Origin of the sequence: Clostridium sp. KNHs216 (assembly GCF_006714885.1) — a bacterium.
In the GTDB taxonomy this organism is placed as follows: Bacteria; Bacillota; Clostridia; order Oscillospirales; family Acutalibacteraceae; genus Caproiciproducens.
In genome coordinates, this window is record NZ_VFMF01000001.1 from 2910006 (window position 1) to 2934548 (window position 24543).

Consider the following 24543-nt stretch of genomic DNA (forward strand, 5'->3'; position numbering starts at 1 on the left):
GGAACAATGATCAATCATATCACTGCTTTCTTTGCCGGGTTTTTATTGGACCTGCTGCTGGGCGACCCGCACTGGCTTCCCCACCCCGTCCGGCTGATCGGAAAGCTGATCGCTAAATTGGACGGCGTGCTGCTGGGGAAGCTTGACGGGCTGGAAAGAGACGGGAAAAGGGAATTTCGCAGGGGAATCCTGCTGGTGCTTCTGGTCCTGACCGCGACCGTTGCGGCATCGGCTCTGATTCTGCATTTTGCCTACCGGTTTTCCACCGTTTTTGGAATCGCGGTGGAAAGCGTCATGACCTATCAGGTGCTTGCAACCAAATGCCTGAAGCAGGAGAGCATGAAGGTTTACACGAAGCTGAAGGAAAACGATCTGCCGGGTGCGCGGCGCGCGGTGTCTATGATCGTGGGGCGCGACACGGCGGCGCTGGACGAAACCGGGGTCGCCAAAGCCGCCATCGAAACGGTGGCGGAAAACACCTCGGACGGCGTGATCGCGCCGATGCTTTTTCTTGCCCTTGGCGGGCCGGTCCTCGGCTTTTTCTATAAGGCCGTCAATACCATGGATTCCATGGTGGGATATCAGAATGACCGGTATTCGTTTTTCGGCAGGGCCGCTGCCAAGCTGGACGACGCGGTGAACTTCCTGCCCGCAAGAATCAGCGCGGTTTTGATGACAGCCGCCTGTAGCCTTGCCGGAAGGGAGTATCACGGGAAAGACGCTTGGAGAATTTACAAACGGGACAGAAGGAAACACAAGAGTCCCAACGCCGCCCATACAGAAGCCGTCTGCGCCGGGGCGCTGGGCATCCGCCTTGCGGGGGACGCCAGCTATTTCGGCAAGCTGGTCAAAAAGCCGTTTCTCGGGGACGCGCTCAGGGCGGTGGAGTACGAGGACATCGTCCGGGCCAACCGCCTGCTTTATCTTACGGCGGGCCTTTGCGAAGGCGTCTGTCTGGCGCTTCTGTTTCTTGCCGATTTTGTTTTTTAATAGGAGGAGTTTATGATTCACGGCGGTGATATTTATCGGAATCAGGTCCGTATCGATTTTTCGGTCAACAGCAATCCCCTTGGAATTCCCGATTCTGTAAAAAAAGCGCTGCACGAAGCGGTCAGGCACTGCGAACAGTATCCGGACATCCGGGCGGAAAAGCTGGCGGAAAGCGTTTCCCAAATAACGGGGGTCGGTACGGAGCACCTCCTTTTCGGAAACGGCGCGTCGGAATTGTTCCTTGCCATCATTCACGCCGTCAGGCCCAAACGAATCGTCATCCCGGTTCCGTCTTTCTCCGGGTACGAAAAAGCGGCTCTGGCGTCGGACGCGGAAATCAGTTATTACGAAATGAAGGAAAGCGCGGGGTTTGCTTTGGACGAAGGGCTTCTGGAGCAGCTGACCGGGGACACGGATTTGCTGTTTCTCGCCAACCCCAACAATCCGGTGGGAAACCTGCTTGACGGCACGCTGCTGAAAAAAATCGCGGCTGTCTGCCGGGAGAAGCGGATTACCGTCGTGCTGGACGAATGTTTTCTGGAATTCACCGGCGAAGAGGAGCGGCTTTCGTTCAAAAATCGGCTGCAAGAGTACCCAAACGTAGTGGTGGTCCGCGCGTTTACCAAAATTTTTGCCATTCCGGGCGTCCGGCTGGGCTACCTCTTTTGCGGAGACCGGGAATTAACGGAAAGAATCAAAAATCAGCTGCCGGAATGGAACCTGTCCGTTTTCGCGCAGGCCGCGGGCGCGGCGGCGTGCCGGGAAAAGGAATATCTGGAAAAGACCGTCCGGTTTGTAAAAACGGAAAGGGAATATCTCAGCGGGGAGCTCAGGCGGCTGGGGTTCCGGGTGTATCCGTCGGCGGCGGGTTATCTATTGTTTGATACCCCTGTGCCGCTCTATGACCTGCTTTTGGAAAAGGAAATTCTGATTCGCGACTGCGGCAGTTACAGGGGCTTGCACAAAGGGTACTACCGTATTGCGGTAAAACAGCACGGGGAAAATGAAACGTTGATTCGGGAGATCGAAAAGCTGGTGAAACAGAATGGATGAAATCGAATTTGTACTGCCGGAGGAAATTGAAAAACGCAGCTTCGCAATCATTTCAAGGGAACTGCGCGAGCGAAAAATTGAATTAAAGCCGGAGCAGGAAATGGTGATCAAACGCGTCATCCACACCAGCGCGGACTTTGAGTACGCAAACACGCTTACCTTTTCGCCGGGAGCGGTGGAAAAAGCGAAGGAGCTGATTCAAAACGGCGCCGATATTGTGACGGACACCAATATGGGGCTGGCCGGAATCAACAAAACCGTACTGGCCCGTTACGGCGGCAGCGTCCATTGCTTTATGGCGGAAAAAGAGGTCGCCGAGCTGGCGAAGCGGCGGCGGATTACCCGTGCGGCGGTCAGCATGGAAATGGCGGCTAAAATCGAAAAGCCGGTGATCTTTGCCATCGGCAACGCGCCGACGGCGCTGATCCGGCTCTATGAAATGATGACCGACGGCACCTTCCGCCCGGCGTTTATCATCGGGGTTCCCGTCGGTTTCGTCAACGTGGAGGCGGCAAAGGAGCTGATTTTGGGGACGGAGGTGCCTTTTATCGTAAACCGCGGCAGGAAGGGCGGCAGCAATGTGGCGGCGGCTGTCTGCAACGCGATTCTTTACGAGCTGGGGAGATAAGGATGCGGTACGGATTTACGACCGGAAGCTGCGCGGCTGCCGCGGCAAAGGCGGCGGCTTACATGCTGTTGACCGGGAAAGAAAAAAGGACCATTACCATCGACACCCCCAAGGGGATTCCCTACAGGGTCGCGGTGGAGGAGATTACCCGCGGGGAATCCGCGGTCACCTGCGCGGTCAGAAAGGACGGCGGGGACGACCCGGATACGACCACAGGGGCGCTGGTTTTTGCCTGTGTTACTTTCAACGGACAGGAACGGTCGCCGGAAGAAGAAAGCCAAATCGTGATTGACGGAGGCGAAGGGGTCGGAAGGGTGACCAAACGCGGACTGGATCAGCCGGTCGGCAGCGCGGCTATCAACCATGTGCCGAGGGAAATGATCGCGAAAGAAGTGGCGGAAATCTGCCGCCTGACCGATTACCGGGGCGGGCTCCGGGTGGAAATCTCCGTCCCCGGCGGGGAAAAGCTGGCGGAAAAGACGTTCAACCCCAGGCTGGGGATTACCGGGGGCATTTCCATCCTCGGCACAACGGGGATTGTGGAGCCGATGAGCAGCCAGGCGCTGCTCGACACCATCCGGGTGGAGCTGAATGTAAAAAAGGAAGAGGGCGGTCGGGCGGTGGCGGTGACGCCGGGGAATTACGGCCAGGCCTTTATGAAAACCGCCTACGGGTATGATCTGGACCAAAGCGTCAAGTGCAGTAATTTTATCGGGAATACCGTCGATATGGCGGCGGAGGCGGGATTTTCCGCGATGCTCCTGACCGGGCATATCGGGAAGCTGGTGAAGCTTTCCGGCGGAATGATGAACACCCACTCCAAAGAAGGGGACTGCCGGATGGAGCTGATGGCGGCGGCCGGAATCCGGGCGGGTATTTCCGCAAAGACCGCCGGGGAAATCCTCGACTGCGTCACCACGGAGGAAGCGCTGCGGATTTTGGAAACCGCTGGGAAACAGAAAAAAACAATGGAAATCCTTCTGGAAAAAATCTGTTTTTACCTGAATAAACGCGCGGCGGGCAGAATTCGAACAGAATGCATTCTTTACGCAAACGAATTCGGGGAGCTGGCGAAAAGCAAAGGGGCACAGGAGCTGCTTCAAACAATCATGGAAACGGGAGGAAAACGATGATTTACTTTGTGGGGGCCGGAACCGGGGCGGTGGATTTGATCACCGTGAGGGGCAAGCGGCTGCTTCAGACGGCGGACGTCGTCATCTATGCGGGTTCTCTGGTCAATCCGGAGCTTTTACAGGATGCAAAGGACGGCTGCGCCGTCTATAACAGCGCGGAAATGACGCTGGAGGAGGTCGTTGCGGTCATGCGCCGGGCGGAGCAGAGCGGAAAAACCACGGTGCGTCTCCACACGGGGGACCCCAGCGTATACGGGGCCGTGCGGGAACAGATGGATGTTCTGGATTCGCTCGGTATCTCCTATGAAAGCTGTCCGGGGGTCAGCGCTTGCTTCGGCGCCGCCGCGTCGCTAAATCTGGAATACACCCTGCCGGGCGTTTCCCAAAGCCTGATCATTACCCGCATGGAGGGCAGAACCCCGGTGCCGGAAAGGGAAAGCATCGAAAGCCTGGCGGCGCACGGAGCGTCCATGGCGATTTATCTGAGCGCCGGGATGCTGCGGGAATTAAGCGAAAGGCTGCAAAAGGGCGGTTACCGGCCCGAAACGCCCGCGGCCATTGTTTACAAGGCCACCTGGCCGGAAGAAAAAGCCTGTGTCTGTACCGTGGGGACTCTGGAGGAAACGGCGAAAGCAAACCAAATCACCAAAACGGCGCTGATTCTGGTCGGGGACGCCGTTGCGCATCGGAATTACCAGCGCTCCAGATTGTACGCACCGGATTTTGAAACGGAATTTCGAGGGAAACGGGAATGAAAATCAGTATCATCAGCTTTACTGAAAAGGGGGCCGCTCTTGCGCGGACAATCCGAAACAGCCTTGCGCGGGAGATGGAAACGGTTCTTTTCACCAAGCACAGGGCTTTGCCGGATGATTGGGAAGCCGTATATGTGGAAGAAAGCCTTTCCCGGTGGGCGGGGGAGCGGTTCCGGGAGCACAGCGCGCTGCTTTTTATCGGGGCCTGCGGCATTGCCGTGCGCGCGATTGCTCCTTCCGTAAGGGATAAGCTGGAGGATTCCCCGGTGCTGGTCATGGATGAAGAGGGCCGGTTTGTGATTCCGCTGCTGTCAGGGCATTTCGGGGGGGCCAACGGGCTGGCCGAACGGATTGCGGAAAAGACCGGCGCGGTGGCGGTCATTACGACCGCCACCGACGTAAACGGATTGTTTGCGGCGGACGTCTTTGCCCGCAGAAACCGGCTGGCCGTCTGTAACCGAAGCGGGATTGCTGCCGTTTCGTCCGCGCTCCTTGCCGGGAAGCCCGTTACAATGGCCATCGCGGGTTCCTGTACGGGAAGCTGGCCGAAGGAGTTGACCCCGGTACCCTACCCCGTGAACGGCAGGGCGTCGGTGATCGTTTCCCCCTTTGCGGCGGATGCGGAAAAGGCGGATTTACAGCTTTGCCCAAGGGCTTACGTGCTCGGAATCGGGTGCAGGCGCGGGAAATCCTTTCCGGAAATAGAAAAAGCGGTGGAAAAGCAGATGAAGAAAGCCGGGCTGCGGTGGGAGTCGCTGGCTGCTGTTGCTTCCGTCGACCGGAAAAAGGACGAGCAGGGGTTACTGGAATTCGTGGAGAAACACGGACTTCCTTTCCTGACTTTTTCCGCGGACAGGCTGAAAGCAGTCGGCGGCGGGTTTGCCTCCTCCGCCTTTGTGGAGGAGCAGGTGGGCGTGGACAATGTCTGTGAACGAGCGGCGATGGCGGCCTGCGGGGAAGACGGAAAGCTTCTTGTCGAAAAATACGCCGAAAACGGAATCACAGTGGCCATAGCACAGAAAAAATGGAGTGTAAGCTTTGATGAAACATAAAATTTATATTGTGGGAATGGGACCGGGGGCGGAAGAAATGATGACCTTTCAGGCGGTGCGGGCGCTGGAGGAAAGCGACGTGATCGTCGGGTACCCGGTCTATTTAAATCTGCTGGAAAAGCGCTTTCAGGAAAAAGAGCTGCTCTCCACGCCGATGACGCAGGAAGCAAAACGGTGCGAAATGTGCTTTCAGGAAGCCCTGAAAGGGAAAACAGTGGCGCTGGTCTGCAGCGGGGACGCCGGAGTGTACGGGCTGGCGTCGCTGATGTACGGGATCGGGGCGGATTACCCGGACTGCGAGCTTTTGGTGATTCCGGGCGTCACCGCCGCCAACAGCGGCGCCGCCTGCCTTGGGGCCCCGCTCAACCACGATTACTGCGTTATCAGCCTGAGCGACCTTCTGACGCCGTGGGAGCTGATTGAAAAAAGGCTGCGGGCGGCGGCGCAGGGAGACTTCTGTATTGCGCTCTATAACCCTTCCAGCCACAGGCGCGCGGATTACCTGCAAAAGGCGTGCGACATCCTGCTGGAACAGCTGGAGGAAAGCAGGGCCTGCGGCTATGTGGAGAACATCGGCAGGGAGGGCACCCGGACATTCACCTGCACCTTAAAGGAACTGAGGGAGCGGCAGGTCAATATGTTTACCACCGTCTTTATCGGGAATTCGCAAACGCGGATTCGGGACGGGAAGCTGATCACCGAAAGAGGATACCTTTTATGAAACAGACACTGATTTTTTCAGGGACAACGGAGGGCCGCCGCCTGGCGGAACTGCTGTGCGCAAACGGACTGGAATGCACGGTCTGCGTGGCGACGGAATACGGGGAGCTGGTCATGGAAAAAAGGCCGGGGCTGACCGTTCATCAGGGCAGGATGACCCCGGAGGAAATGAAACAACTTCTCCGTTCGGGGGATTTCCTCGCGGTGGTGGACGCCACCCATCCCTTTGCGACCGCCGTTTCGGAGAATATCAGAAACAGCACGGCGGAAAGCGGTATCCCTTGCCTGCGCCTGCAGCGGGACACGGATATTCTGCCCCCGGGGCGGAAAAACGGGTTGCGCTATCCCACTCATGAAGCCTGCGCCGAGGCGCTGAAAGAAATGCCGGGCAACATCCTTCTGACGACGGGAAGTAAGGACCTTTCCCTTTACAGCGGGCAGAAGGAGCTTCTTCCCCGCCTGTACGCAAGGGTCCTGCCCGGACTGGAAAGCCTCTCCCTCTGCTATGAAAACGGGATCGAAGGAAAACATATCATCGCCATGCAGGGCCCCTTCTCGGTGGAAATGAACGAGGCGATGATCCGTCAGTACGATATCCGCACTTTGGTGACGAAGGAAAGCGGTAAAAACGGCGGATTTCCGGAAAAAATACAGGCCGCCCGCAGCACCGGAACGAAAGTGCTGGTGATTGGGAACCCGGAACGGGCGGACGGGGACTCTTTTGAGGAAGTATGCGAAAAACTGGAAGACCTGACCGGGAAAAAGCTGCGGCGGGACAGCCGGATGCGGATTTCCCTGATCGGGATGGGAATGGGCGGCAAAACGTTACTGACAAGGGAGGCAGAGTGCCGGATACAGGAAGCGGAACTCCTCTTTGGGGCCCGGAGACTCCTGGCGGGGATCCCGGGCCCGGCCGAAAAAGTCCCCTGCTATCTGGCGGAGGACATCCTTCCGTATCTGAAGGGGAAAGCGGTTCAAAACGCGGCTGTCCTTTTTTCGGGGGACACCGGTTTTTACAGCGGGGCGCAAAAGCTGTACGACGCCCTGCAAAGAGAAACAGAAGCGGGTGTCCTGCACGCGCGGGTGGAAGTCCTGCCGGGGATTTCCAGCGTATCCTGCCTTGCGGCAAGGCTCGGGAAAAGCTGGCACGACGCGGCGATCGTCAGCATTCACGGGAAAAGCGCCAATGTCCTCGGTACGGTGCGGACGAATGAAAAAACGTTCCTGCTCGTTTCCGGCCTTGCGGATATGAAAGCGCTCGGCGCACTGTTTTTGGAGCAGAGAATGGAGAATATCCGAATCACGGCGGGCTATCAGCTCTCCTACCCGGAGGAACAGATTCTGCGCCTGAATCCGGCGGACTGCGCTGCGCTCGAAAAGGAAGGGCTTTATGTCTGCCTGATCGAAAACCCGCAAGCCGAAAAGAAACGTCTGACGCACGGACTGCCGGACAGCGCTTTTCTTCGGGGCCGGGTTCCGATGACCAAGGAAGAAATCCGTGCGGTTTCCGTCTGCAAGCTCCGGCTTTGCCGGGATGCCGTCCTCTACGATGTCGGCAGTGGCACGGGCTCCGTCGCGGTCGAGTGCGCGTCTCTGTCCGACCGCATACAGGTATATGCCATTGAAAAGAAGAAGGAAGCCGCGCTTTTGACGGAGAAAAACCGGGAAAAATTCGGCCTGGCCAACCTGAGCGTGGCCGAGGGCGAAGCGCCGCAGGCGTTTGAGGGGCTTCCCGCCCCGACCCATGCGTTTCTTGGCGGAAGCGGCGGCAATATGAAGGAAATCCTCGCGGCGCTTTACCGGAAAAACCCGCGGCTCCGTGTGGTCGTGAACGCCGTCACGCTGGAAACCCTCAGTGAAATCACCGGCTTGCTGAAAACCTTGCCGGTGGAGGAAGAAGAGATTGTTCAGCTACAGGTCAGCAGGGCCGAGCCAGTGGGCAGGTACCGGCTGATGCGCGCGGAGAATCCGGTTTTTATCGTTTCCTTTACTTTTCGGGAAAATGGGGAGAAAGACGAATGAAAGCACCCAGAATCATGATCGCGGCTGCCGGCAGCGGCAGCGGAAAGACCCTGCTGACCTGCTCGCTTTTACAGGCTCTGCTGGACAGCGGGAAAAAGGCGGCCGCGTTTAAATGCGGACCGGACTTTATCGACCCCATGTTCCACCGCAAGGTGCTCGGCGTCCCCTCCAAAAATCTGGATTCCTTCTTTACGGATGAAAACACGACCAAATTTCTGTTTCTGGAGGATGCCGAAGGAAAGAACCTTTCCGTGATCGAGGGCGTCATGGGGCTTTACGACGGTCTGGGCGGCATCACAGAGGAAGCGTCCTCCTACCATCTGGCAAAGGCCACGAAAACGCCGGTGATTCTGGTAGTGGACGCCCGCGGGATGGGCCGGTCGGTCATCCCCCTGATTGCTGGTTTTTTGCAGTACGACACCGCGCGCCTGATTCAGGGCGTGATCCTGAACAGGACCGGAAAGATGTTTTATGACGCGATCAAGCCGGAAATAGAAGCGGAAACAGGGATTCCGGTTCTGGGGTATTTTCCCGTTCAGACGGAAATCAGGCTGGAAAGCCGCCACCTCGGCCTGCGGCTGCCGGAGGAAATTCAGGGGCTCCGCGAACAGCTGAAAAAATCCGCGGAGGTCTTCAGGACTGCCATCGATCTGGAAAAACTCGTGGCGATCGCGTCGCGGGCGGAAGAACTCGAAGCAGCCCCGGTAACCGTTCCCGCGACAGCGGTCGGCGTACGGATCGGTGTCGCCATGGACGAAGCGTTCTGCTTTTACTATGAGGACAATCTGCGCCTGCTGCAAAAAGCCGGGGCGGAGCTGGTGCCCTTTTCCCCGCTGCGCGAAGAAAAGGTCCCGACGCACCTGCACGGGCTGATTCTGGGCGGCGGGTACCCGGAGCTATACGCGGAGGGGCTTTCCCGAAACAAAGGAATGCGGCAAAGCGTGAAAAGGGCAATCGAAAGCGGGATGCCTTCCATTGCGGAATGCGGGGGATTTCTGTACCTGCACGAGACGATGGAGAATCAGGAAGGGCAGGCCTTTCCGATGGTTGGCGCGGTAAAAGGCAGCTGCCGGTATACGGGAAAGCTCGTCCGCTTCGGGTATATCGGCGTTCGCGCGGAAACGGAAAGCTTTCTGCCGAAGGGGACGGAAATCCGGGGGCATGAGTTCCACTATTTTGACAGCACGGACAACGGAAGCGACTGTCTGGCGCGAAAACCGGTGTCGGGGCGGCAGTGGCGCTGTGTCCACGCCGGAAAAAATCACTGGTGGGGTTTTCCGCATCTGTATTATTACGCGAACCCGGCCTACGCGTACCACTTTTTAGGGAGGGCTGAAAGCTATGCACAGAGGTCATGAAATATCCGCCGATACCTATTCCTATCTTTCCGCTTTAAGGGAGTGGAATACGACCTATAAGGTCGCTTTCTCGGTGGGGGCGCTGGTGACGGTCATTGCCGCCGATTCCGTCGGAGTTTCCGCCGTGACCCTTCTTTTCATGCTGTTTCTCAGCGTGGGGGTGGGGAAAATCCCTGTAGGAGACTATTTCCGCCTGATGAAAATCCCTCTGGCCTTTATTCTGCTGGGGGGCGCGGCGATTACAGCCCAGTTCGGCAGCGGCGCGGACAGCCTTTTTCGCACCCGGTTTTTTCTGACGAATCTGTACGTGACCCAAAGCAGCCTGACGCTGGGGATACACGTGACCCTCAAAGCGTTCTCGGCGGTCAGCGCGCTGTACCTGATGACGCTTTCCACCCCGATGGGGGAAATCATTTCCGTTTTCAGAAAAATCCGTGTGCCGGTTCTGATTCTGGAGCTGATGCACCTGATTTACCGGTATATTTTCATCCTGTCGGAAACCAATCAGCGGCAGAAGGACGCCGCGGGTTCAAGGCTGGGGTACTGCGATCTGAAAACCTCCCTGCGTACCTTCAGCGGGGAGCTGGCGAATCTTTTGGTCCTGTCCATGAAGAAGGCGGAAACGTATTACGACGCGATGGAAGCGAGGGGCTACGAGGGGAACGCCCTGTTCTGGGAAGAAACAAAACCGCTGACGGCGGGGCAGCTGCTGTACGCCGGTCTGTATCTCGCGCTGCTTTTGGGAACTTTTTGTTTAATAGGGAGGAGGGGTTGAATGAGGGAAAAAATTCTGGAGGTGGACCATCTTTCGTTTGCCTATGACAGGGACCGCAATACGCTGAAGGACATCTGCCTTGCAATCTATCAGCGGGAAAAAATCGCCGTCCTTGGGGCAAACGGGGCTGGGAAAACCACTTTTTTTCTGAATCTGAACGGGGTGAGGGAGCCCACGAACGGGGAAATCCGTTACCGGGGGGAAACGATCGGCAGGAAAAATATCAACCGGCTGCGGCGGAATGTGGGAATCGTCTTTCAGGACGCGGACAGCCAGATCATCGCTTCCACGGTAAAGGCGGAGGTGGCCTTCGGGCCGCTGAATATGAAGCTTCCCCGGGAAGAGGTGGAGGAAAGAACCCTTCGCGCCGTCCGGGAAATGAAGCTGGAGGACCACGTTATGCGGCCGCCCCATTACCTGAGCGGCGGGGAAAAGAAAAGGGTCAGCATCGCGGATATTCTGGCCATGGATTCCGAAGTCATGATTTTTGACGAGCCGACCGCTTCCCTGGACCCGGTCAACGCGCAGGTGCTGGAAGAGGTTCTGGATCAGATCGAGCAAAAGGGAAAAACCGTCCTGCTTTCCACGCACGACGTGGATTTTGCCTATCGCTTTGCGCAGCGGGTGCTGGTTTTCTGCGGCGGGGAGCTGATCGGCGACGGAACCGCGGAAGAAATCTTCCGCGACGAGTCCCTGCTCAGAAAAGCAAACCTGAAAAAGCCGGTCCTGATGCAGCTTTACGATCTGCTGAAAGAAAAGGGAAAAATCGGGAAAGCGGGGGCGTGTCCCAAAAGGATTTCCGATTTTGCCGCGCTGCTATAAGAATGGTAAACAAATTGATATTTGTTCCAGATAAAACGAAAAGAGAGGGTAATAACAATGACAACGAAACAGAAAAAATGGATCGCCTCGCTGGCGGTCCTGTCGGTAATCGTGGGAATTACTCCGAATGCCTACGCGATGCACATTATGGAGGGCTACCTTGCGCCTCAGTACTGTATCGCCTGGGGAGTGCTGTGCATCCCCTTCTTAGTGACCGGATACCTGTCCATTAACAAAAAGCTGAAAGAAAACAGGAAGAACATCACACTGCTCGCCATGGCGGGGGCGTTTATCTTCGTGATTTCCTCCCTGAAAATTCCGTCCGTAACGGGCAGCTGTTCCCACATGACGGGCACGGGGCTGGGCGCGATTCTGTTCGGGCCCACGGCTGTCAGCATTCTGGGCATCATCGTTTTGATCTTTCAGGCGATTCTGCTTGCGCACGGCGGGCTGACCACGCTGGGAGCCAACACCTTTTCCATGGCCATTGCCGGCCCGCTGCTCAGCTACGGAATTTTCCTGCTGTGCAAAAAGCTGAAAGTAAACCGTTATATCGGTATTTTTCTGGCGGCGTTTCTGGGCGACCTCTTTACTTACTGCGTCACGAGCTTTCAGCTTGCGATCGCCTATCCTTCCGCGGAGGGCGGCGTTATGGCGTCGGTCGGGAAGTTCCTCGGCGTTTTCGCGCCGACGCAGCTGCCCCTTGCCGTTCTGGAGGGCATCCTTACCGTCCTGATCATGATCGCGCTGAAGACATACGCTACCCCGGAACTGAATATGCTGAAGCTGAACATGGAGGAGAAATAAGATGAGTAAGACGAAAAAAACGGTTGTTGCGTTAATCCTTGCAGCGGTTTTAATTGCTTTTGTCCCGCTGTTCGCTTTAAAGGGCGCGGAGTTCGGCGGCTCCGACGACGCGGGCAGCGGCATGGTGGAGCAAATCGCGGGGAACTATGAGCCCTGGTTCACGCCGGTATTGGAAACCGCGATTCACGGGGAGCTGCCGGGCGAAGTGGAAAGCCTTCTGTTCTGCCTGCAGACGGGCATCGGCGTCGGAATCATCGCTTTCCTGATGGGACGCCTGGTCGAACGTAAAAAATGGACGAACGGTAAGGGGAACGAATGAAGCAGGGAATTCTGATCGTCAGCTTTGGGACCACCTATCGGGAAACCAGAGAGAAAAACATTGAAAAAATTGCTCAGACAGTCCGGGAAGCTTTCCCGGACTGGAGCGTTTATCAGGCGTATTCCAGCAATATTGTGAGAAGTATCCTGGAAAAAAGGGACCATATCATCATCCGCGATGTGAGGGAGACATTGCGGCAGATGAAGCGGGACGGAATTACCCGCGTCGCTGTTTTGCCGACTCATTTGATAGACGGTATTGAAAACGGTAAAATGAAGTGTACAATAGAAGAATGCAGGGAACTGTTTTCCGAAATAAAAACGGCCCGTGTGCTCTTGGGCAGCGAAGCCGATTACGCCGCCGTCGCGAATTCGCTGTGGGGGGAAATCGGGGAAGCGGCGGGGAATGACCCCGTGATCCTGATGGGGCACGGTTCCCCGCATGAAGCGGACGGCAGCTATGCAAAGCTGGAAAAACAGCTGCGGGACTGTTCCGGCAAGGAAATCTACATCGCCACGGTGGATGGCTCCGTTGCCATCGCGGATGTTATCCAAAAGCTGGACGCCTCCGCGCAAAAAAGAAAGCGCGTGCTGGTGCTACCGCTGATGCTGGTGGCGGGCGACCATGCGGTCAACGATATGGCGGGGGAAGAGGATTCCTTTGCATCAAATCTGAGAGCAGCAGGCTACGAGCCGGAATGTATCCGGAAGGGAATCGGCGAATACGAAGGCATCCGCGATCTTTATATCAACCATTTAAGAGAGGTAATCAGGTAAAAGTATGAAAACAGCAGGGAAAATCATAGCGTTCGTGTTGGGCTTATGCCTTCTTTACGGATGCGGAAAAACAGAGCCCAATACGGCAAGTTCCTCCCCGTCCCCGTCTTCGGCGGCGAGTGCCGTTACGTTCACCGACGATCTGGGGGTTCAGGTGACGGTGGACCATCCGAAAAAGACGGCGGTGCTGTCCGCAAGCTATGCGGACGCGTGGCAGCTGGCCGGCGGAACCGTCGCGGCCTATACGGACGACGCGAAGGGTACGATTACAATCAAAGATGACATGCTCAACCTTGGGAAACTCAACACCCCGAATGTGGAGAGCATGATTGCGGATAAAATCGATTTCGTTGTTTTGTCCGGCGCGATTTCGGAGCATGTAAAGCTGAGAAGCACGCTGGAAAGCGCGGGGATCAAAACCGCTTATTTCAAGGTGGAAACCTTTGAGGATTATGCAAAAATGATGAAAACGCTGACCGACATCACCGGCAGGGCGGACCTGTACAAAAAAAATGTGTCCGATTTGCAGGCGGAGATTCAGAAACAGACCGCCAGAGCGGATGGAAGCCATCCCACGGTGCTGTTCCTGCGGGCATATTCCACCGGGGTAAAGGCGAAAGGCAGCGACAGCATGACGGGAAAAATGCTGAAGGACCTCGGCTGTGTGAATATTGCCGATCAAAAAGGCAGCCTGCTGGATAATCTGAGCATGGAAGCAATCGTCGCCGCGGACCCGGATTTTATTTTCGTGACGACCATGGGGGAATCCCAGAAAGCCGCACTCGGCATGGTGGATCAGCTTCTGACTTCCAATCCCGCGTGGAGCGGTCTGACGGCGGTAAAGGAAAAGCATTATTATGTTCTGCCGAAGGAACTGTTCCATTTGAAGCCGAATAAGCGCTGGGGAGAAAGCTATCAGATCTTAGCGGACGATTTATATGGAAAAAAGTAGACAATCGATCAGGGCGCAAAAAAGAATAGCGATCATGCTGCTTTTGCTCCTGCTGATGACGGGAATCGGTATTCTGGGCGGGTCGGCAAAAATATCCCTTGCCGATTTCCGCGAACTGCTTTCCGGGCAGGAGGTGACAGCCGCCGGACGGATTATTCTTTATGTCCGTCTGCCCCGGGTGGCGGGCGCCGTCATTGCGGGAATGGCTCTGGCTGTAGCGGGTGCCGTGATCCAGACCGTGTTGAACAATCCGCTCGCCGGGCCGAATATTATCGGCGTAAACTCCGGGGCCGGATTTGCGGTGGTCCTGTGCGGCATCCTGCTGCCGAAATCGTATGCCGCTCTGCCGGCAGCCGCGTTCGCAGGGGCTTTTGTCACGGTTCTGTTTGTCTTTTACCTCGGAAAAAAGACCGGTTCCTCCAAAATAACGCTGGTCCTTGCGGGCGTCGCGATCAACAGCTTTCTGAACGGGGCGACGGACGCGGTCAATACGCTCAGCGAGGAATCGCTGATTTCGGCCAACGCGTTTAAAATCGGGGGATTAAACGGAGTCAACGCCCAGGTTCTGAAATATGCGTCCGTCATTGTCGTGGTCGCCGTTCTGGCGGTGCTGCTGTTCCACAACGAGCTGGAGGTGCTGTCGCTGGGGGAAGAAACAGCAAAAACGCTGGGACTGCCGGTTTCCTTTTACCGCTTTCTGTTCCTGATGCTGGCGGCGGTTCTGTCCGGCGCGGCGGTCAGCTTCGCCGGGCTTCTGGGGTTTGTGGGGCTGATTATTCCCCACATCGCGAGGTTCCTGGTAGGGGAGGAGTCAAAATACTTTATTCTGTCCTCCGCCGTTCTGGGCGCGCTGTTCCTGCTGATCTGCGATACGATAGCCAGGACCTGCTTCGCCCCGTTTGAGCTGCCGGTGGGGATTATCTTATCCTTTGTGGGCGCGCCGTTCTTTGTCTGGCTGCTGTTCCGCCGGAAAAGGGGGAACCGCAATGCTTAGGCTGGAGAACGTCTCCGCAGGCTACGGAAAGGTGCCGGTGATCAGAGAAATTAACGCGGAGTTTGAAAAAGGCCGGATCACCACCATCGTAGGGCCGAACGGAAGCGGGAAAAGCACCCTGCTGAAGGCGGCGGTCCATCTCTGCGAGGTGCAGGAGGGGACAGTGTACCTGAAAGGGAAAAAAAGGGAGGAAATCGGCAGCCGGGAGTTTGCGCAGCAGGTCTCATACCTCCCGCAAAGCCACACCGCCGGGGCGATCACCGTCGGCAGAATGGTGCTGCACGGCAGGTTTCCCTACCTTTCCTATCCCAGGCATTACGGCAAAGAGGATTATGAGTTCTGCCGCAAAGCGATGGAGAAAATCGGCATCCTGCCGCTGCGGGACAAGAAGGTGGACGAGCTTTCCGGCGGACAGAGGCAGAAGGTCTATCTGGCAATGGCCCTTTCGGGGGAAACGGACGTGTTTCTGTTCGACGAACCGACCACTTATCTGGATATCCGCTATCAGCTGGAGCTGCTGCAGCTCATGGAACAGCTGAAAGAGCAGGGGAAAGCGGTGGTAACGGTTTTGCACGACCTGGATATCGCCATGCGGGTTTCGGATTCCATAATTGTCATGCAGGACGGAAAAATCGTCCAAACGGGGTCCCCGGAGGAAATCCAGTCGGGCGGGATGATCGAAAAGGTTTTTCAGATCACGGCGCAGAGCTTTGTGGATCAAGAGGGGAAAAAGCATTTTTATTTTGAACAGCAGGAAAGGCAAAGGGAGAAATGAGTGAAATTTTATACGGAATCGGAGTGGGTCCGGGCGACCCCGAACTGCTGACAATCAAGGCGTTGCGGTGTATTGGGGAAAGCGATGTCGTCGTCCTTCCGGCGGAAACCCGGGAAGAATGCTACGCTTATCAGATCGTCAAACAGGCCTGCCCGAAGCTAGAAGAAAAAGAAATTGCCTGTCTGCCCTTTCCGATGATTAAGGAAAAAGCGCTGTTAAAGAAGGCTCATGATGAAATATATGAAAAAATCGAGAGCTTTCTCCGGGCGGGCAAGACGGTCGCCTTTCTCACCATCGGCGACCCTTGCGTCTACTCCACCTACAGCTATGTGCACAGCAGGGTCCTGGAAAGCGGAGGCAGGGCCGTCCTTATTAACGGCGTGCCCTCCTTCTGCGCGGCCGCGGCCGCGCTCGGCATCTCTCTGGGCGGCAATCGGGATGAAATCCATATTATTCCTGCTTCCTACGAACTCGGACATACCCTGAGCCTTCAGGGAACGAAAATTTACATGAAATCCGGAAAAAGGCTGGCAGAGCTGAAGCAAATGCTGGTGGAATGCCCGAAAGCCGATCAGCTGGAGGTTTTCTCCGTTTCCAACTGCGGAATGGAAAACGAGACCGTCCGCATCGGGGCGGAAAATCTCGACCCGGAAAGCGGCTATCTGACGATTGTCATCGTAAAGGAAAGAGCGAAAGGGAACATTGCCCCCGACAGCGGGAAGGAAGAATGATCCGGCCTGACGGCATTCCCCCGACGCGGTTTTTGCGGGATGATTCTTACGCAAAAAGCTCCCGATAGTGTTCTATCGGGAGCTTTGCTACAATTATCATATTAAATTCGCAGTCTACGGCGATTTTTCAAAATACACCGGCAAACCGCGCAGGGATTTTATTTATGAAAGCAATCAGGGGAGAGATATTTTCTTTGTACCGACCGAAGAGGATGCCGTGGAAAAGCTCGGCGGCGTATAAATTATAAATGTTCCTTGCAGGCCAGCTCCCTGACCTCCAGCTTAAAGACGGCGACGGCCCTGACGGCGGCGTCCGGAAAACTCCAGTCGCTTTTTTCGGAATAATGCTCCATAATCAGCTGCAGGGCGGCTCTTTTTTCCGCGTCATCCGTGACGATACTGACCGTTCCGTCGCCGATCACGCTTTGGTAGAGGAAGGAATAATTACAGGCCGTTTCTCCGTCGGCTACCTCGTGGCTTGTGTCCAGCTCAAAGCCGGCACGGCCGGTCCGGTTGATCAAATCGATTTTTCTGCCTTCTTTTGCCCCGTGAAAATAGAAGCTTCTCTTTTCCCCTTTGACCTCGTATCCAAAGTTGAGGGGAACGATGTAAACTCCGTTTTCATCGGCAAAACCCAGCCGGCAGCAGTCGCAGGCCATGATGATCCCGTCGATCTTCTGCAAATCTGTGATTTCCCTTTCTTTTCTTCTCATAATGACAGCCTCCTTTTTTTAATTTTCCAATTGATAGATTTTTTTGAAATTTCAGGCTTTCCACAGGCTGAAAAAGCTCATGGGATCATAGCCATCCTGTTTTATTCAGATTTCAGTATTTAAAAATTTTCCCATTTCCTGTTGTAAAAAACCGTTCAGTGGACAAAATACTTTCGGAAGTCAATATTTTTCCGACTTTCCATTAAAAAGTTCAATAAAACAGGAGATGCAAAAAATGTATAACGATAATAAAGAAATACAGGACGCCAAAAAGGCAAATCAAAAAGCGAAGCAGGGCAGTACGTCTGGCTATTCCAATTCGATTGATCCTCTTCAGGAAGCCAGACAGCTGAATTCGCAGTCTGCCAATTCCGGTTCCGGCTCCAGTTCCGGCAGCTCCGGGACAAGCGGCACGGAAGAAGCAAAACAGCTGAATCAGAAATCAAGGAAGAACAAGAAGTAAATTCCGTCCATTCCAGCTTTTAAAAGTCACGCGGGGTGTTTTTGACGCCGTGCGTGACTTTATTTTATTCGATTACCGCTCGTTTGTCCAGAGAATCAGCCGGAAAACGCCCTGTTTTTGCAAAATATTCCGCCGGGATGGAGCGGAACAATTTCGGCTTTCCGCCGATTGGATACATTTTATAACAAATTGATTCGTGAATGAGCTATGTTTATGGATTGTCTCTATAGACAGGGGCAAAACGGTAGTGTATACTAACAAATAAAATTTATCCGTATGCTTTGTCAGGCACACTTTGAATCCGCTTCAAGGTGTGCTTCTTTTGGGAAATCCGGGTAAATTGGAAGCATGGAGGTATTTATGAGACATTTGATCGACCCTCTGGATCTATCGGTCGCGGAAATCGGCCGGCTTTTGGATTTGGCGGACAGAATCGCTGAAAATCCTAAAAAATATTCTCAGGTCTGTTCGGGAAAAAAATTAGCGACTTTATTTTATGAGCCTAGTACACGCACCCGGTTAAGCTTTGAAGCTGCAATGCTTAATATGGGGGGCAGTGTATTAGGCTTTTCTTCTGCGGACAGCAGCTCCGCCTCGAAAGGCGAAAGCGTGGCCGACACCATCCGTGCGGTATCCTGTTATGCCGATATCTGTGCGATCCGCCACCCAAAGGAAGGCGCTCCGTTAAGGGCTTCCGGCTATTCCAGGATCCCGGTCATCAACGCGGGCGACGGCGGGCATCAGCATCCGACGCAGACGCTGACCGATTTAATGACGATCAGGGAGAAAAAACACAGATTGAATCATTTAACAATTGGACTGTGCGGCGATTTAAAATTTGGCCGTACGGTTCATTCTTTAATTAAGGCGCTTTCCAGATACGAGGACATCCGCTTTATCCTGATTTCCCCCGAAGAGCTCCGGGTGCCGGATTACATCATCGACAATGTCCTGAAGGCGCAGAATATCCCGTACCGGGAAGTGGAAAATATAGAAAACGTGATTTCCGGGCTCGACATTCTCTATATGACAAGGGTACAGAAGGAGCGCTTTTTCAACGAAGAGGATTACATCCGGTTAAAGGACAGCTATATTCTGACTGCGGCGAAAATGAAAAACGCGAAACCGGACATGGCCGTTCTGCATCCGCTGCCGCGCGTAAATGAAATTGCGCTGGAGGTGGACGACGACCCGCGGGCCGCGTATTTCGATCAGGTTCAAAACGGGGTCTATGTGAGGATGGCGCTGATGATGACGCTTCTGGAGGTGGAACATGCTTAACATTGACAGCCTGGAAAAAGGGATCGTTCTGGACCACATCCGCGCGGGCAGCAGCATGAAAATCTATGATCTGCTGCACCTGGCCAATCTGGACTGCTGTGTCGCCGTGATTAAAAACGCAAAGAGCAGCAAGTTCGGAAAGAAGGATATTATCAAAATTGAGGGTACGGTCGACATCGACCTGGATGTTTTGGGCTACATCGACCATAACATTACCGTCAACATCATTGACAACGGAAAAATTATAGAAAAGAAGCAGCTGGTGCTTCCCAAAATCCTTAGAAATGTGATCAAATGCAAAAATCCAAGGTGCATCACAAGCGTGGAAGAAGAAATCGACCATGTTTTCCGCCTCACCGACGGCAACACCCAGCGGTACCGGTGCATTTACTGCGAGCAGGAATATCAGGACAAATCGGAGGGTACGGCAGGATAATCCGGCCGTGCTTTTGCACCGCAGGTTCAGAACAGTTTGTTTTGGACCTGCTTTTCATTCATAAGGGAATCCGGCTGACAAACTTGTTAAATAAACTCGCGGACCGCTAATTTGACATTTAATTTTCCTTTTGCTTTTCCCGGTTTACTCAATGTCCTCACGGTGCTATTCTCATACAAGACCTACAGCAATTCTATTTCTGTTTGCGGAACGCAACCTTGGTGCATAACCAACTGGAAATGCTGTAAAGAATACAGATCATAATGCAATAGGGAAGCAGGAGGAAATCAGGATGGACACAAGAGTGGAAAGCGATTCCATAGGCAGCATGGAAATCCCTTCGGACGCCTATTACGGCGTACAGACCCTGCGCGCAAAACAGAATTTCCATATTACCGGACTTCGGATGAACGGCGAATTTATCAACAGTCTGGCGGAAATAAAGAAAGCGGCGGCGGTCACCAACCGCGACGCGGGAAACCTGGACCGAAAAATCGCGGAAGCGATCGTCTGCGCGTGCGATGAAATCCTCGCGGGGAAATGGCACGATCAGTTTATCGTGGACCCGATTCAGGGCGGCGCGGGTACGTCGGCCAATATGAACGCTAATGAGGTCATCGCAAATCGGTCTATCGAGCTGCTGCACGGGGTCAAAGGAGACTATTCGCTGGTTCATCCCAACGACCATGTCAACATGTCCCAGTCGACAAACGATGTGTTTCCCACGGCGGCAAAGCTGACGGTGCTGAAGCTGATGCCGAAAATTACGGCCCAGCTGGACAGACTGAAGAAAGTGCTGAACAGAAAGGGAGTCGAGTTCGACGGCATTGTCAAAATGGGACGCACACAGCTGCAGGACGCGGTTCCCATCCGTCTTGGCCAGTCTTTCCACGCGTACGCGTCGGTGGTGGACCGCGACATCAGGCGGCTGGAAAAAGCGGAAAAGGAAATGCAGGCCGTCAATATGGGCGGTACGGCGGTCGGGACCGCCATCAATGTCAGCCCCGGCTACCTGAAAAGCATTACGGAAAATATCCGCAGGCTGAGCGGGATCAAGGTGGAGCAGGCGCACGACCTCATCGACGCCACCCAGAATCTGGACGGGTTTGTCTCGGTCTCCAACGCCCTGAAAACCTGCGCCGTCAACCTTTCCAAAATGGCGAACGACCTGCGCCTGCTTTCCAGCGGGCCGAAGGCGGGGATCGCGGAGATCAACCTGCCCGCCAAGCAGAACGGTTCCTCCATTATGCCGGGAAAGGTCAATCCGGTCATTCCCGAGGTGGTGACTCAGGTGGCGTTCAATATTATCGGAAACGACATGGCCATCACCATGGCCGCCGAGGCCGGGCAGATGGAGCTGAACGCGTTCGAGCCCGTTTTGTTCTACAATCTGTTCGAGTCGCTCACGACTCTGGAAAACGCGGTCGGCACCTTTGTTGACAACTGTGTTTCGGGGATCACCGCCAATGAAAACCGCTGCAGGGAGCTGCTGGGGCAGAGCGTAGGGATCGCGACGGCGCTTTGTCCGTATATCGGCTACAAAAAGTCCGCGGAAATCGCCAAGCAGGCGCTGCGAACCGGTAGGCAAGTGGAGGAGATCGCGCTCGAGGACGGACTTCTCACAAAGCAGAGTCTGGACAGCATCCTCAATCCGAACACGATGACCCAGCCCAGAATGTAAAGGGATTCACCCTGTCTGGCACGGAAATTCTTTTTAAGAATGGCGGGAAAAGGTTGACGCGGCATCCTCCCGGGGTTAGAATTAAAAAAGAAATTTCGTATCATAAAATGGATGGAGGACCCGGAATGAAGGATTACATTTTAGAGGGGTGCGTTGATTCGGTGGAATCCGCCGTGGCCGCGCAGGCGGGCGGCGCGAACCGCCTGGAGCTGTGCGCCAACCTGATTATCGGCGGCACCACGCCGGACATCAATTTGTTCCTTGCGGTGCGTGAAAAGGTTTCCATTAAAATCAATGTGCTGATCCGGCCCCGCTTCGGCGATTTTTGTTATACGGACGACGAATTCAGCATTATCAAGAAGGATGTTGAAATGTTCCGGAAGCACGGAGCAGACGGCGTCGTCATCGGGGTGCTGAAAGCGGACGGCAGCCTCGACCTTCCCAAGATGAAAGAGCTGATGGAAGCCGCGGGGAACATGAGCGTCACGCTGCACCGCGCGTTCGACGTCAGCAGGGACCCGTTCCAGACACTGCAGGACGCGAAGGATCTTCATATCGGTACGATCCTGACTTCCGGCCAGAAGAATACCTGCTATGAGGGCCGGCAGCTGCTCGCGCAGCTGGTGGAGAAGGCAGCCGGGGAGATCGATATTCTGGTCGGCAGCGGGGTGAACAGCGCGCAGCTTTCGGAGATGGCTGCCGTGACCAAGGCAAAGTCGTTCCATCTTTCCGGTAAGGTCAATGTGGAGAGCGCAATGACCTATCGCAAGGAGGACGTCAGCATGGGCCTGCCGCTGATGAGCGAATTCATCATCTACCGCACGGATGCGGGCGAAATCGCAAAGGTGAGGGATATTTTACAGAGCCTGTAGGGCGGCCGGATTCAAGCCGGCGCACCTGTGCTTCTGCTGTGGGGGGACGTGGAATGTTGGATAAAATTGACAGAAAACTCATTATGCTCTTGCAGTCCAATGCAAGGATGTCGGTGAAGCGGCTGGCGCAGGAGGTCTTTCTGTCCGCCCCGGCGGTGTCGGCCCGGCTGGAACGGCTGGAAAAGCTCGGCGTGGTCGAGGGCTATACGGCTACGGTCGATTATGTGAAGCTCGGCTATCACATCCTTGCGTTTATCAATCTGGAGGTGGCTCCGAGCGAAAAGCCCGTCTTTTATCCGTTTATCCGGCAATGTCCCAACGTGATCGAATGCAACTGCATTACAGGAAATTATTCCATGTTGATAAAAGTCGCGTTTCCCAGTACCATTGAACTGGATACCTTTATCGGCCAGATTCAGCAGTTCGGGCATACGCAGACACAGATCGTTTTTTCCACCCCGGTTCCGCACAGGGGGATTGCCCCGGCGGACCCGGTGGAGTAAATCGGATCAATCCATACGGCAGCAGGGAGCATCCCGCGGCAGTGTCCGCCGGATGTTCTTTTTTGTGAAAAGCTTTTGCTTTATAATGCGGTAGATGGTATAATTAAATAATCACTGTAAAGAGCAGAAATATCCGTCGCCGGGAACGGCGTTCCGGATATACGAATATTTTGAAAGACGGGGATTTCAGATGGTATTAAGGTTCTTGACCTATAATTATTTAATTATGATCGGCATTGTATCGTGGATGCTGGCGCAGTTGATCAAATCGATTATTTTTCTTTGTAGAAACAAACGGCTCGATTTTAAAACGCTTTCCGGCTCCGGCGGAATGCCGAGCGCCCATTCCGCGCTGGTATGTTCTGTTGCCGTCGGCACGGCGCACGAATACGGATTTGGCTCCCCGTACTTTTCCCTTGCCTTTACCCTTGCCGTGATCGTCATGTATGACGCCATGGGGGTCCGGCGCGCGGCGGGACAGCAGGCGAAGGCTATCAATGACATTGCGGAATATCTGAAAGAAAACAAATGCAATCTGCCCGACGGGGGGAAATACCTCAAGGATACCGCCAGCCAGCTGAATGAATCGCTCGGCCATACTCCGCTGGAGGTTTTTGCGGGCGTTGTTCTGGGCATCTGCGTCGCCGTGGTTTCGATCATCTGGCTGCGCTAGCATCTGCAGGACTGTAAAAAACGAGAGGGTGCCGTATTGAGTCAAGTCTCAGGGAATACAAGAAAAAATCGGAATATGAGCATTGAGCTGCTGCGGATTCTGTTAATGCTGATGATCGTGACCCTGCATTACCTGGGGCACGGGGGCATGCTGGACGCGGTTCCCCCGGGCGGCGGAAGATATGTTTTCGTCTGGACACTGGAAACATTCTCTTACATAGGCGTGAACGGCTTTGTCCTCATCAGCGGCTATTATCTTGCCGGTTCGGATTTTAAGATCAAAAAGCTGATCGCTTTGCTGGTACAGATCGTTTCCACATCGGCCGCCATCTACCTGATATTTGTGGCCATGGGGCTGGCGCCCCTTACGAAGGGGCATCTGTTCGGCGCCTTCTTCCCCGTCATTACGGGAAAATACTGGTTTGCAACCAGCTACGTCGCGCTTTACTGCCTGGTTCCTTTTCTAAATATGGTTGTAAAAACGGCGACAAAACAGCAGATGCAGATCCTGGTGGTTCTGCTGAGCGCCATGTTCTGCTCGTGGAACGCCTTTTTCCCGCCGCTTACCATTATGAGCACCAACGGCGGCTATCATGTGGTATGGATGGTGTGCCTGTACTTCTTTGCGGCATATCTGCGGCTTTACTGGGACCGCCGGATCAGCCCGTATTGGTATCTTGCGGGGGCCGTTCTGTGCTGCGTGTTTGTCGCGTGGAAAAAATGTACGGGCAGCGACGCTTTTCTGTCCTACGTTTCCGTACCGATTACGCTTGCCTCCATTTTTCTGTTCCTTTTCTTCCGGGGGGTTACGATCGAAAACCGGGCTGTGGGCAGAGTGATTTCTTTTGTGTCGCCGCTTACGTTCGGGGTCTATCTGATCAGCGACAACATCTGGGTGCGCGGCGTCCTTTACACCGGAATCCTGCACACCTCTCTCTATTTTGATTCGGCGAAAATTCTTTATATCATTCCGGCCTCTGTTCTGGCGATTTTTGCGGCAAGCATGCTGCTGGAGCGGGTGCGGGCGCTTTTCCTGCGGCCGTTTACAGGGAGCGCGGCTTTTCAGAGGCTGTGCGACTGGGTCGCGGGGCTGAAATTCCTGCGGGGCTACGCCTCCGGCCAGGGCGGCCGCGCCGCCTGAGCGGGGAGGGGGAACGGGTGTTCCCTGCAAAAATGTATGCCCGGGAATGTACATACTGCCTGAAAGTAGCATAGTATAAAGCGGAGAACGTTCCCCAAAACTATATGTTAGGTGGATTA

27 protein-coding genes and 1 pseudogene are annotated in these 24543 nt (G+C 54.8%); 27 read left to right on the forward strand and 1 reads right to left on the reverse strand.

Annotation, left to right across the window (positions count from 1 at the left end; genetic code table 11):
- The first annotated feature begins 6 nt into the window (after positions 1 to 6).
- The 19 genes and pseudogenes from cbiB to LY85_RS14100 all read left to right on the forward strand — a co-directional run.
- Complete coding sequence (gene cbiB / locus LY85_RS14010) at positions 7 to 990, forward strand: adenosylcobinamide-phosphate synthase CbiB (protein ID WP_141827144.1); 984 nt, start codon at positions 7 to 9, stop codon at positions 988 to 990.
- A 12-nt stretch (positions 991 to 1002) separates the two neighbouring features.
- Complete coding sequence (locus tag LY85_RS14015) at positions 1003 to 2043, forward strand: histidinol-phosphate transaminase (protein ID WP_141827145.1); 1041 nt, start codon at positions 1003 to 1005, stop codon at positions 2041 to 2043.
- A complete protein-coding gene (locus LY85_RS14020; protein ID WP_141827146.1) occupies positions 2036 to 2671 on the forward strand; it encodes a precorrin-8X methylmutase in 636 nt (211 codons plus the stop codon). Before LY85_RS14015 ends, LY85_RS14020 begins: the two co-directional genes overlap by 8 nt.
- 2 nt (positions 2672 to 2673) lie before the next feature.
- The gene (cbiD, locus tag LY85_RS14025; protein WP_141827147.1) at positions 2674 to 3804 is read left to right on the forward strand and encodes a cobalt-precorrin-5B (C(1))-methyltransferase CbiD; all 1131 of its coding nucleotides are present in this window, start codon (positions 2674 to 2676) and stop codon (positions 3802 to 3804) included.
- Positions 3801 to 4559: a precorrin-4 C(11)-methyltransferase gene (cobM, locus tag LY85_RS14030; RefSeq protein WP_141827148.1), complete on the forward strand. Its 759-nt coding sequence runs from the start codon at positions 3801 to 3803 to the stop codon at positions 4557 to 4559. The genes cbiD and cobM overlap by 4 nt, the downstream gene beginning before the upstream one ends.
- A complete protein-coding gene (locus tag LY85_RS14035) occupies positions 4556 to 5611 on the forward strand; it encodes a cobalt-precorrin 5A hydrolase (RefSeq protein WP_141827149.1) in 1056 nt (351 codons plus the stop codon). Before cobM ends, LY85_RS14035 begins: the two co-directional genes overlap by 4 nt.
- On the forward strand, positions 5601 to 6332 hold the full coding sequence (cobJ, locus tag LY85_RS14040; protein WP_141828122.1) for a precorrin-3B C(17)-methyltransferase: 732 nt from the start codon (positions 5601 to 5603) through the stop codon (positions 6330 to 6332). Before LY85_RS14035 ends, cobJ begins: the two co-directional genes overlap by 11 nt.
- Positions 6329 to 8353 (forward strand): precorrin-6A reductase, encoded by a 2025-nt coding sequence (cobK, locus tag LY85_RS14045; protein ID WP_141827150.1) that lies wholly within the window; start codon positions 6329 to 6331, stop codon positions 8351 to 8353. Before cobJ ends, cobK begins: the two co-directional genes overlap by 4 nt.
- Positions 8350 to 9711, forward strand: coding sequence for a cobyrinate a,c-diamide synthase (locus LY85_RS14050; protein WP_141827151.1), 1362 nt, complete (start codon positions 8350 to 8352; stop codon positions 9709 to 9711). Before cobK ends, LY85_RS14050 begins: the two co-directional genes overlap by 4 nt.
- Entirely contained in the window at positions 9695 to 10486 is a 792-nt protein-coding gene (cbiQ, locus tag LY85_RS14055; protein WP_141827152.1) for a cobalt ECF transporter T component CbiQ, read from the forward strand. The genes LY85_RS14050 and cbiQ overlap by 17 nt, the downstream gene beginning before the upstream one ends.
- On the forward strand, positions 10487 to 11308 hold the full coding sequence (locus tag LY85_RS14060; RefSeq protein ID WP_141827153.1) for an ATP-binding cassette domain-containing protein: 822 nt from the start codon (positions 10487 to 10489) through the stop codon (positions 11306 to 11308).
- A gap of 57 nt (positions 11309 to 11365) precedes the next feature.
- Positions 11366 to 12115: an energy-coupling factor ABC transporter permease gene (locus LY85_RS14065; RefSeq protein ID WP_141827154.1), complete on the forward strand. Its 750-nt coding sequence runs from the start codon at positions 11366 to 11368 to the stop codon at positions 12113 to 12115.
- A 1-nt stretch (position 12116) separates the two neighbouring features.
- Complete coding sequence (locus tag LY85_RS14070; protein WP_141827155.1) at positions 12117 to 12434, forward strand: cobalt transport protein CbiN; 318 nt, start codon at positions 12117 to 12119, stop codon at positions 12432 to 12434.
- Positions 12431 to 13210 carry a sirohydrochlorin cobaltochelatase gene (locus LY85_RS14075; protein ID WP_141827156.1) on the forward strand — a complete coding sequence of 260 codons (780 nt, stop codon included), beginning with the start codon at positions 12431 to 12433 and terminating at the stop codon, positions 13208 to 13210. Before LY85_RS14070 ends, LY85_RS14075 begins: the two co-directional genes overlap by 4 nt.
- A gap of 4 nt (positions 13211 to 13214) precedes the next feature.
- Positions 13215 to 14162: an ABC transporter substrate-binding protein gene (locus LY85_RS14080; protein ID WP_141827157.1), complete on the forward strand. Its 948-nt coding sequence runs from the start codon at positions 13215 to 13217 to the stop codon at positions 14160 to 14162.
- On the forward strand, positions 14149 to 15156 hold the full coding sequence (locus LY85_RS14085; RefSeq protein WP_141827158.1) for an iron ABC transporter permease: 1008 nt from the start codon (positions 14149 to 14151) through the stop codon (positions 15154 to 15156). Before LY85_RS14080 ends, LY85_RS14085 begins: the two co-directional genes overlap by 14 nt.
- Positions 15149 to 15931: an ABC transporter ATP-binding protein gene (locus LY85_RS14090; RefSeq protein ID WP_141827159.1), complete on the forward strand. Its 783-nt coding sequence runs from the start codon at positions 15149 to 15151 to the stop codon at positions 15929 to 15931. The genes LY85_RS14085 and LY85_RS14090 overlap by 8 nt, the downstream gene beginning before the upstream one ends.
- Positions 15928 to 16662, forward strand: a complete 735-nt coding sequence (gene cobI / locus LY85_RS14095) for a precorrin-2 C(20)-methyltransferase (RefSeq protein WP_141827160.1) — start codon at positions 15928 to 15930, stop codon at positions 16660 to 16662. The genes LY85_RS14090 and cobI overlap by 4 nt, the downstream gene beginning before the upstream one ends.
- Before the next feature lie 91 nt (positions 16663 to 16753).
- Positions 16754 to 16903 (forward strand): annotated as a pseudogene (locus LY85_RS14100) (DUF4180 domain-containing protein); the annotation flags it as partial.
- 1 nt (position 16904) lies between these two features.
- Here the strand turns inward: LY85_RS14100 and LY85_RS14105 are convergent.
- On the reverse strand, positions 16905 to 17375 hold the full coding sequence (locus LY85_RS14105; RefSeq protein ID WP_141827162.1) for a pyridoxamine 5'-phosphate oxidase family protein: 471 nt from the start codon (positions 17373 to 17375) through the stop codon (positions 16905 to 16907).
- Positions 17376 to 17610: 235 nt separating this feature from the next.
- Here LY85_RS14105 and LY85_RS14110 point away from each other — a divergent pair, with 235 nt between their 5' ends.
- The 8 genes from LY85_RS14110 to LY85_RS14145 all read left to right on the forward strand — a co-directional run bounded on the left by LY85_RS14110 (position 17611) and on the right by LY85_RS14145 (position 24424).
- Entirely contained in the window at positions 17611 to 17838 is a 228-nt protein-coding gene (locus LY85_RS14110; protein WP_141827163.1) for a hypothetical protein, read from the forward strand.
- A 360-nt stretch (positions 17839 to 18198) separates the two neighbouring features.
- Complete coding sequence (pyrB, locus tag LY85_RS14115) at positions 18199 to 19119, forward strand: aspartate carbamoyltransferase (protein WP_038322553.1); 921 nt, start codon at positions 18199 to 18201, stop codon at positions 19117 to 19119.
- Positions 19112 to 19555, forward strand: coding sequence for an aspartate carbamoyltransferase regulatory subunit (locus LY85_RS14120; RefSeq protein WP_141827164.1), 444 nt, complete (start codon positions 19112 to 19114; stop codon positions 19553 to 19555). The genes pyrB and LY85_RS14120 overlap by 8 nt, the downstream gene beginning before the upstream one ends.
- 292 nt (positions 19556 to 19847) lie before the next feature.
- Positions 19848 to 21236: an aspartate ammonia-lyase gene (locus LY85_RS14125; RefSeq protein ID WP_141827165.1), complete on the forward strand. Its 1389-nt coding sequence runs from the start codon at positions 19848 to 19850 to the stop codon at positions 21234 to 21236.
- Positions 21237 to 21361: 125 nt separating this feature from the next.
- Entirely contained in the window at positions 21362 to 22108 is a 747-nt protein-coding gene (locus tag LY85_RS14130) for a copper homeostasis protein CutC (RefSeq protein ID WP_141827166.1), read from the forward strand.
- Positions 22109 to 22164: 56 nt separating this feature from the next.
- Entirely contained in the window at positions 22165 to 22611 is a 447-nt protein-coding gene (locus LY85_RS14135; RefSeq protein WP_038322883.1) for an Lrp/AsnC family transcriptional regulator, read from the forward strand.
- A gap of 190 nt (positions 22612 to 22801) precedes the next feature.
- Entirely contained in the window at positions 22802 to 23284 is a 483-nt protein-coding gene (locus LY85_RS14140) for a divergent PAP2 family protein (RefSeq protein ID WP_141827167.1), read from the forward strand.
- Between the two features lie 75 nt (positions 23285 to 23359).
- Positions 23360 to 24424: an acyltransferase family protein gene (locus LY85_RS14145; RefSeq protein ID WP_141827168.1), complete on the forward strand. Its 1065-nt coding sequence runs from the start codon at positions 23360 to 23362 to the stop codon at positions 24422 to 24424.
- Positions 24425 to 24543 lie beyond the last annotated feature (119 nt).

Excerpts from the sequence above, each read along its gene's own strand:
- cbiB (WP_141827144.1), top strand. The coding sequence starts at position 7 with ATGATCAATCATATCACTGCTTTCTTTGCCGGGTTTTTATTGGACCTG.
- LY85_RS14015 (WP_141827145.1), top strand. The coding sequence starts at position 1,003 with ATGATTCACGGCGGTGATATTTATCGGAATCAGGTCCGTATCGATTTT.
- LY85_RS14020 (WP_141827146.1), top strand. The coding sequence starts at position 2,036 with ATGGATGAAATCGAATTTGTACTGCCGGAGGAAATTGAAAAACGCAGC.
- cbiD (WP_141827147.1), top strand. The coding sequence starts at position 2,674 with ATGCGGTACGGATTTACGACCGGAAGCTGCGCGGCTGCCGCGGCAAAG.
- cobM (WP_141827148.1), top strand. The coding sequence starts at position 3,801 with ATGATTTACTTTGTGGGGGCCGGAACCGGGGCGGTGGATTTGATCACC.
- LY85_RS14035 (WP_141827149.1), top strand. The coding sequence starts at position 4,556 with ATGAAAATCAGTATCATCAGCTTTACTGAAAAGGGGGCCGCTCTTGCG.
- cobJ (WP_141828122.1), top strand. The coding sequence starts at position 5,601 with ATGAAACATAAAATTTATATTGTGGGAATGGGACCGGGGGCGGAAGAA.
- cobK (WP_141827150.1), top strand. The coding sequence starts at position 6,329 with ATGAAACAGACACTGATTTTTTCAGGGACAACGGAGGGCCGCCGCCTG.
- LY85_RS14050 (WP_141827151.1), top strand. The coding sequence starts at position 8,350 with ATGAAAGCACCCAGAATCATGATCGCGGCTGCCGGCAGCGGCAGCGGA.
- cbiQ (WP_141827152.1), top strand. The coding sequence starts at position 9,695 with ATGCACAGAGGTCATGAAATATCCGCCGATACCTATTCCTATCTTTCC.
- LY85_RS14060 (WP_141827153.1), top strand. The coding sequence starts at position 10,487 with ATGAGGGAAAAAATTCTGGAGGTGGACCATCTTTCGTTTGCCTATGAC.
- LY85_RS14065 (WP_141827154.1), top strand. The coding sequence starts at position 11,366 with ATGACAACGAAACAGAAAAAATGGATCGCCTCGCTGGCGGTCCTGTCG.
- LY85_RS14070 (WP_141827155.1), top strand. The coding sequence starts at position 12,117 with ATGAGTAAGACGAAAAAAACGGTTGTTGCGTTAATCCTTGCAGCGGTT.
- LY85_RS14075 (WP_141827156.1), top strand. The coding sequence starts at position 12,431 with ATGAAGCAGGGAATTCTGATCGTCAGCTTTGGGACCACCTATCGGGAA.
- LY85_RS14080 (WP_141827157.1), top strand. The coding sequence starts at position 13,215 with ATGAAAACAGCAGGGAAAATCATAGCGTTCGTGTTGGGCTTATGCCTT.
- LY85_RS14085 (WP_141827158.1), top strand. The coding sequence starts at position 14,149 with ATGGAAAAAAGTAGACAATCGATCAGGGCGCAAAAAAGAATAGCGATC.
- LY85_RS14090 (WP_141827159.1), top strand. The coding sequence starts at position 15,149 with ATGCTTAGGCTGGAGAACGTCTCCGCAGGCTACGGAAAGGTGCCGGTG.
- cobI (WP_141827160.1), top strand. The coding sequence starts at position 15,928 with ATGAGTGAAATTTTATACGGAATCGGAGTGGGTCCGGGCGACCCCGAA.
- LY85_RS14105 (WP_141827162.1), bottom strand. The coding sequence starts at position 17,375 with ATGAGAAGAAAAGAAAGGGAAATCACAGATTTGCAGAAGATCGACGGG.
- LY85_RS14110 (WP_141827163.1), top strand. The coding sequence starts at position 17,611 with ATGTATAACGATAATAAAGAAATACAGGACGCCAAAAAGGCAAATCAA.
- pyrB (WP_038322553.1), top strand. The coding sequence starts at position 18,199 with ATGAGACATTTGATCGACCCTCTGGATCTATCGGTCGCGGAAATCGGC.
- LY85_RS14120 (WP_141827164.1), top strand. The coding sequence starts at position 19,112 with ATGCTTAACATTGACAGCCTGGAAAAAGGGATCGTTCTGGACCACATC.
- LY85_RS14125 (WP_141827165.1), top strand. The coding sequence starts at position 19,848 with ATGGACACAAGAGTGGAAAGCGATTCCATAGGCAGCATGGAAATCCCT.
- LY85_RS14130 (WP_141827166.1), top strand. The coding sequence starts at position 21,362 with ATGAAGGATTACATTTTAGAGGGGTGCGTTGATTCGGTGGAATCCGCC.
- LY85_RS14140 (WP_141827167.1), top strand. The coding sequence starts at position 22,802 with ATGGTATTAAGGTTCTTGACCTATAATTATTTAATTATGATCGGCATT.
- LY85_RS14145 (WP_141827168.1), top strand. The coding sequence starts at position 23,360 with ATGAGCATTGAGCTGCTGCGGATTCTGTTAATGCTGATGATCGTGACC.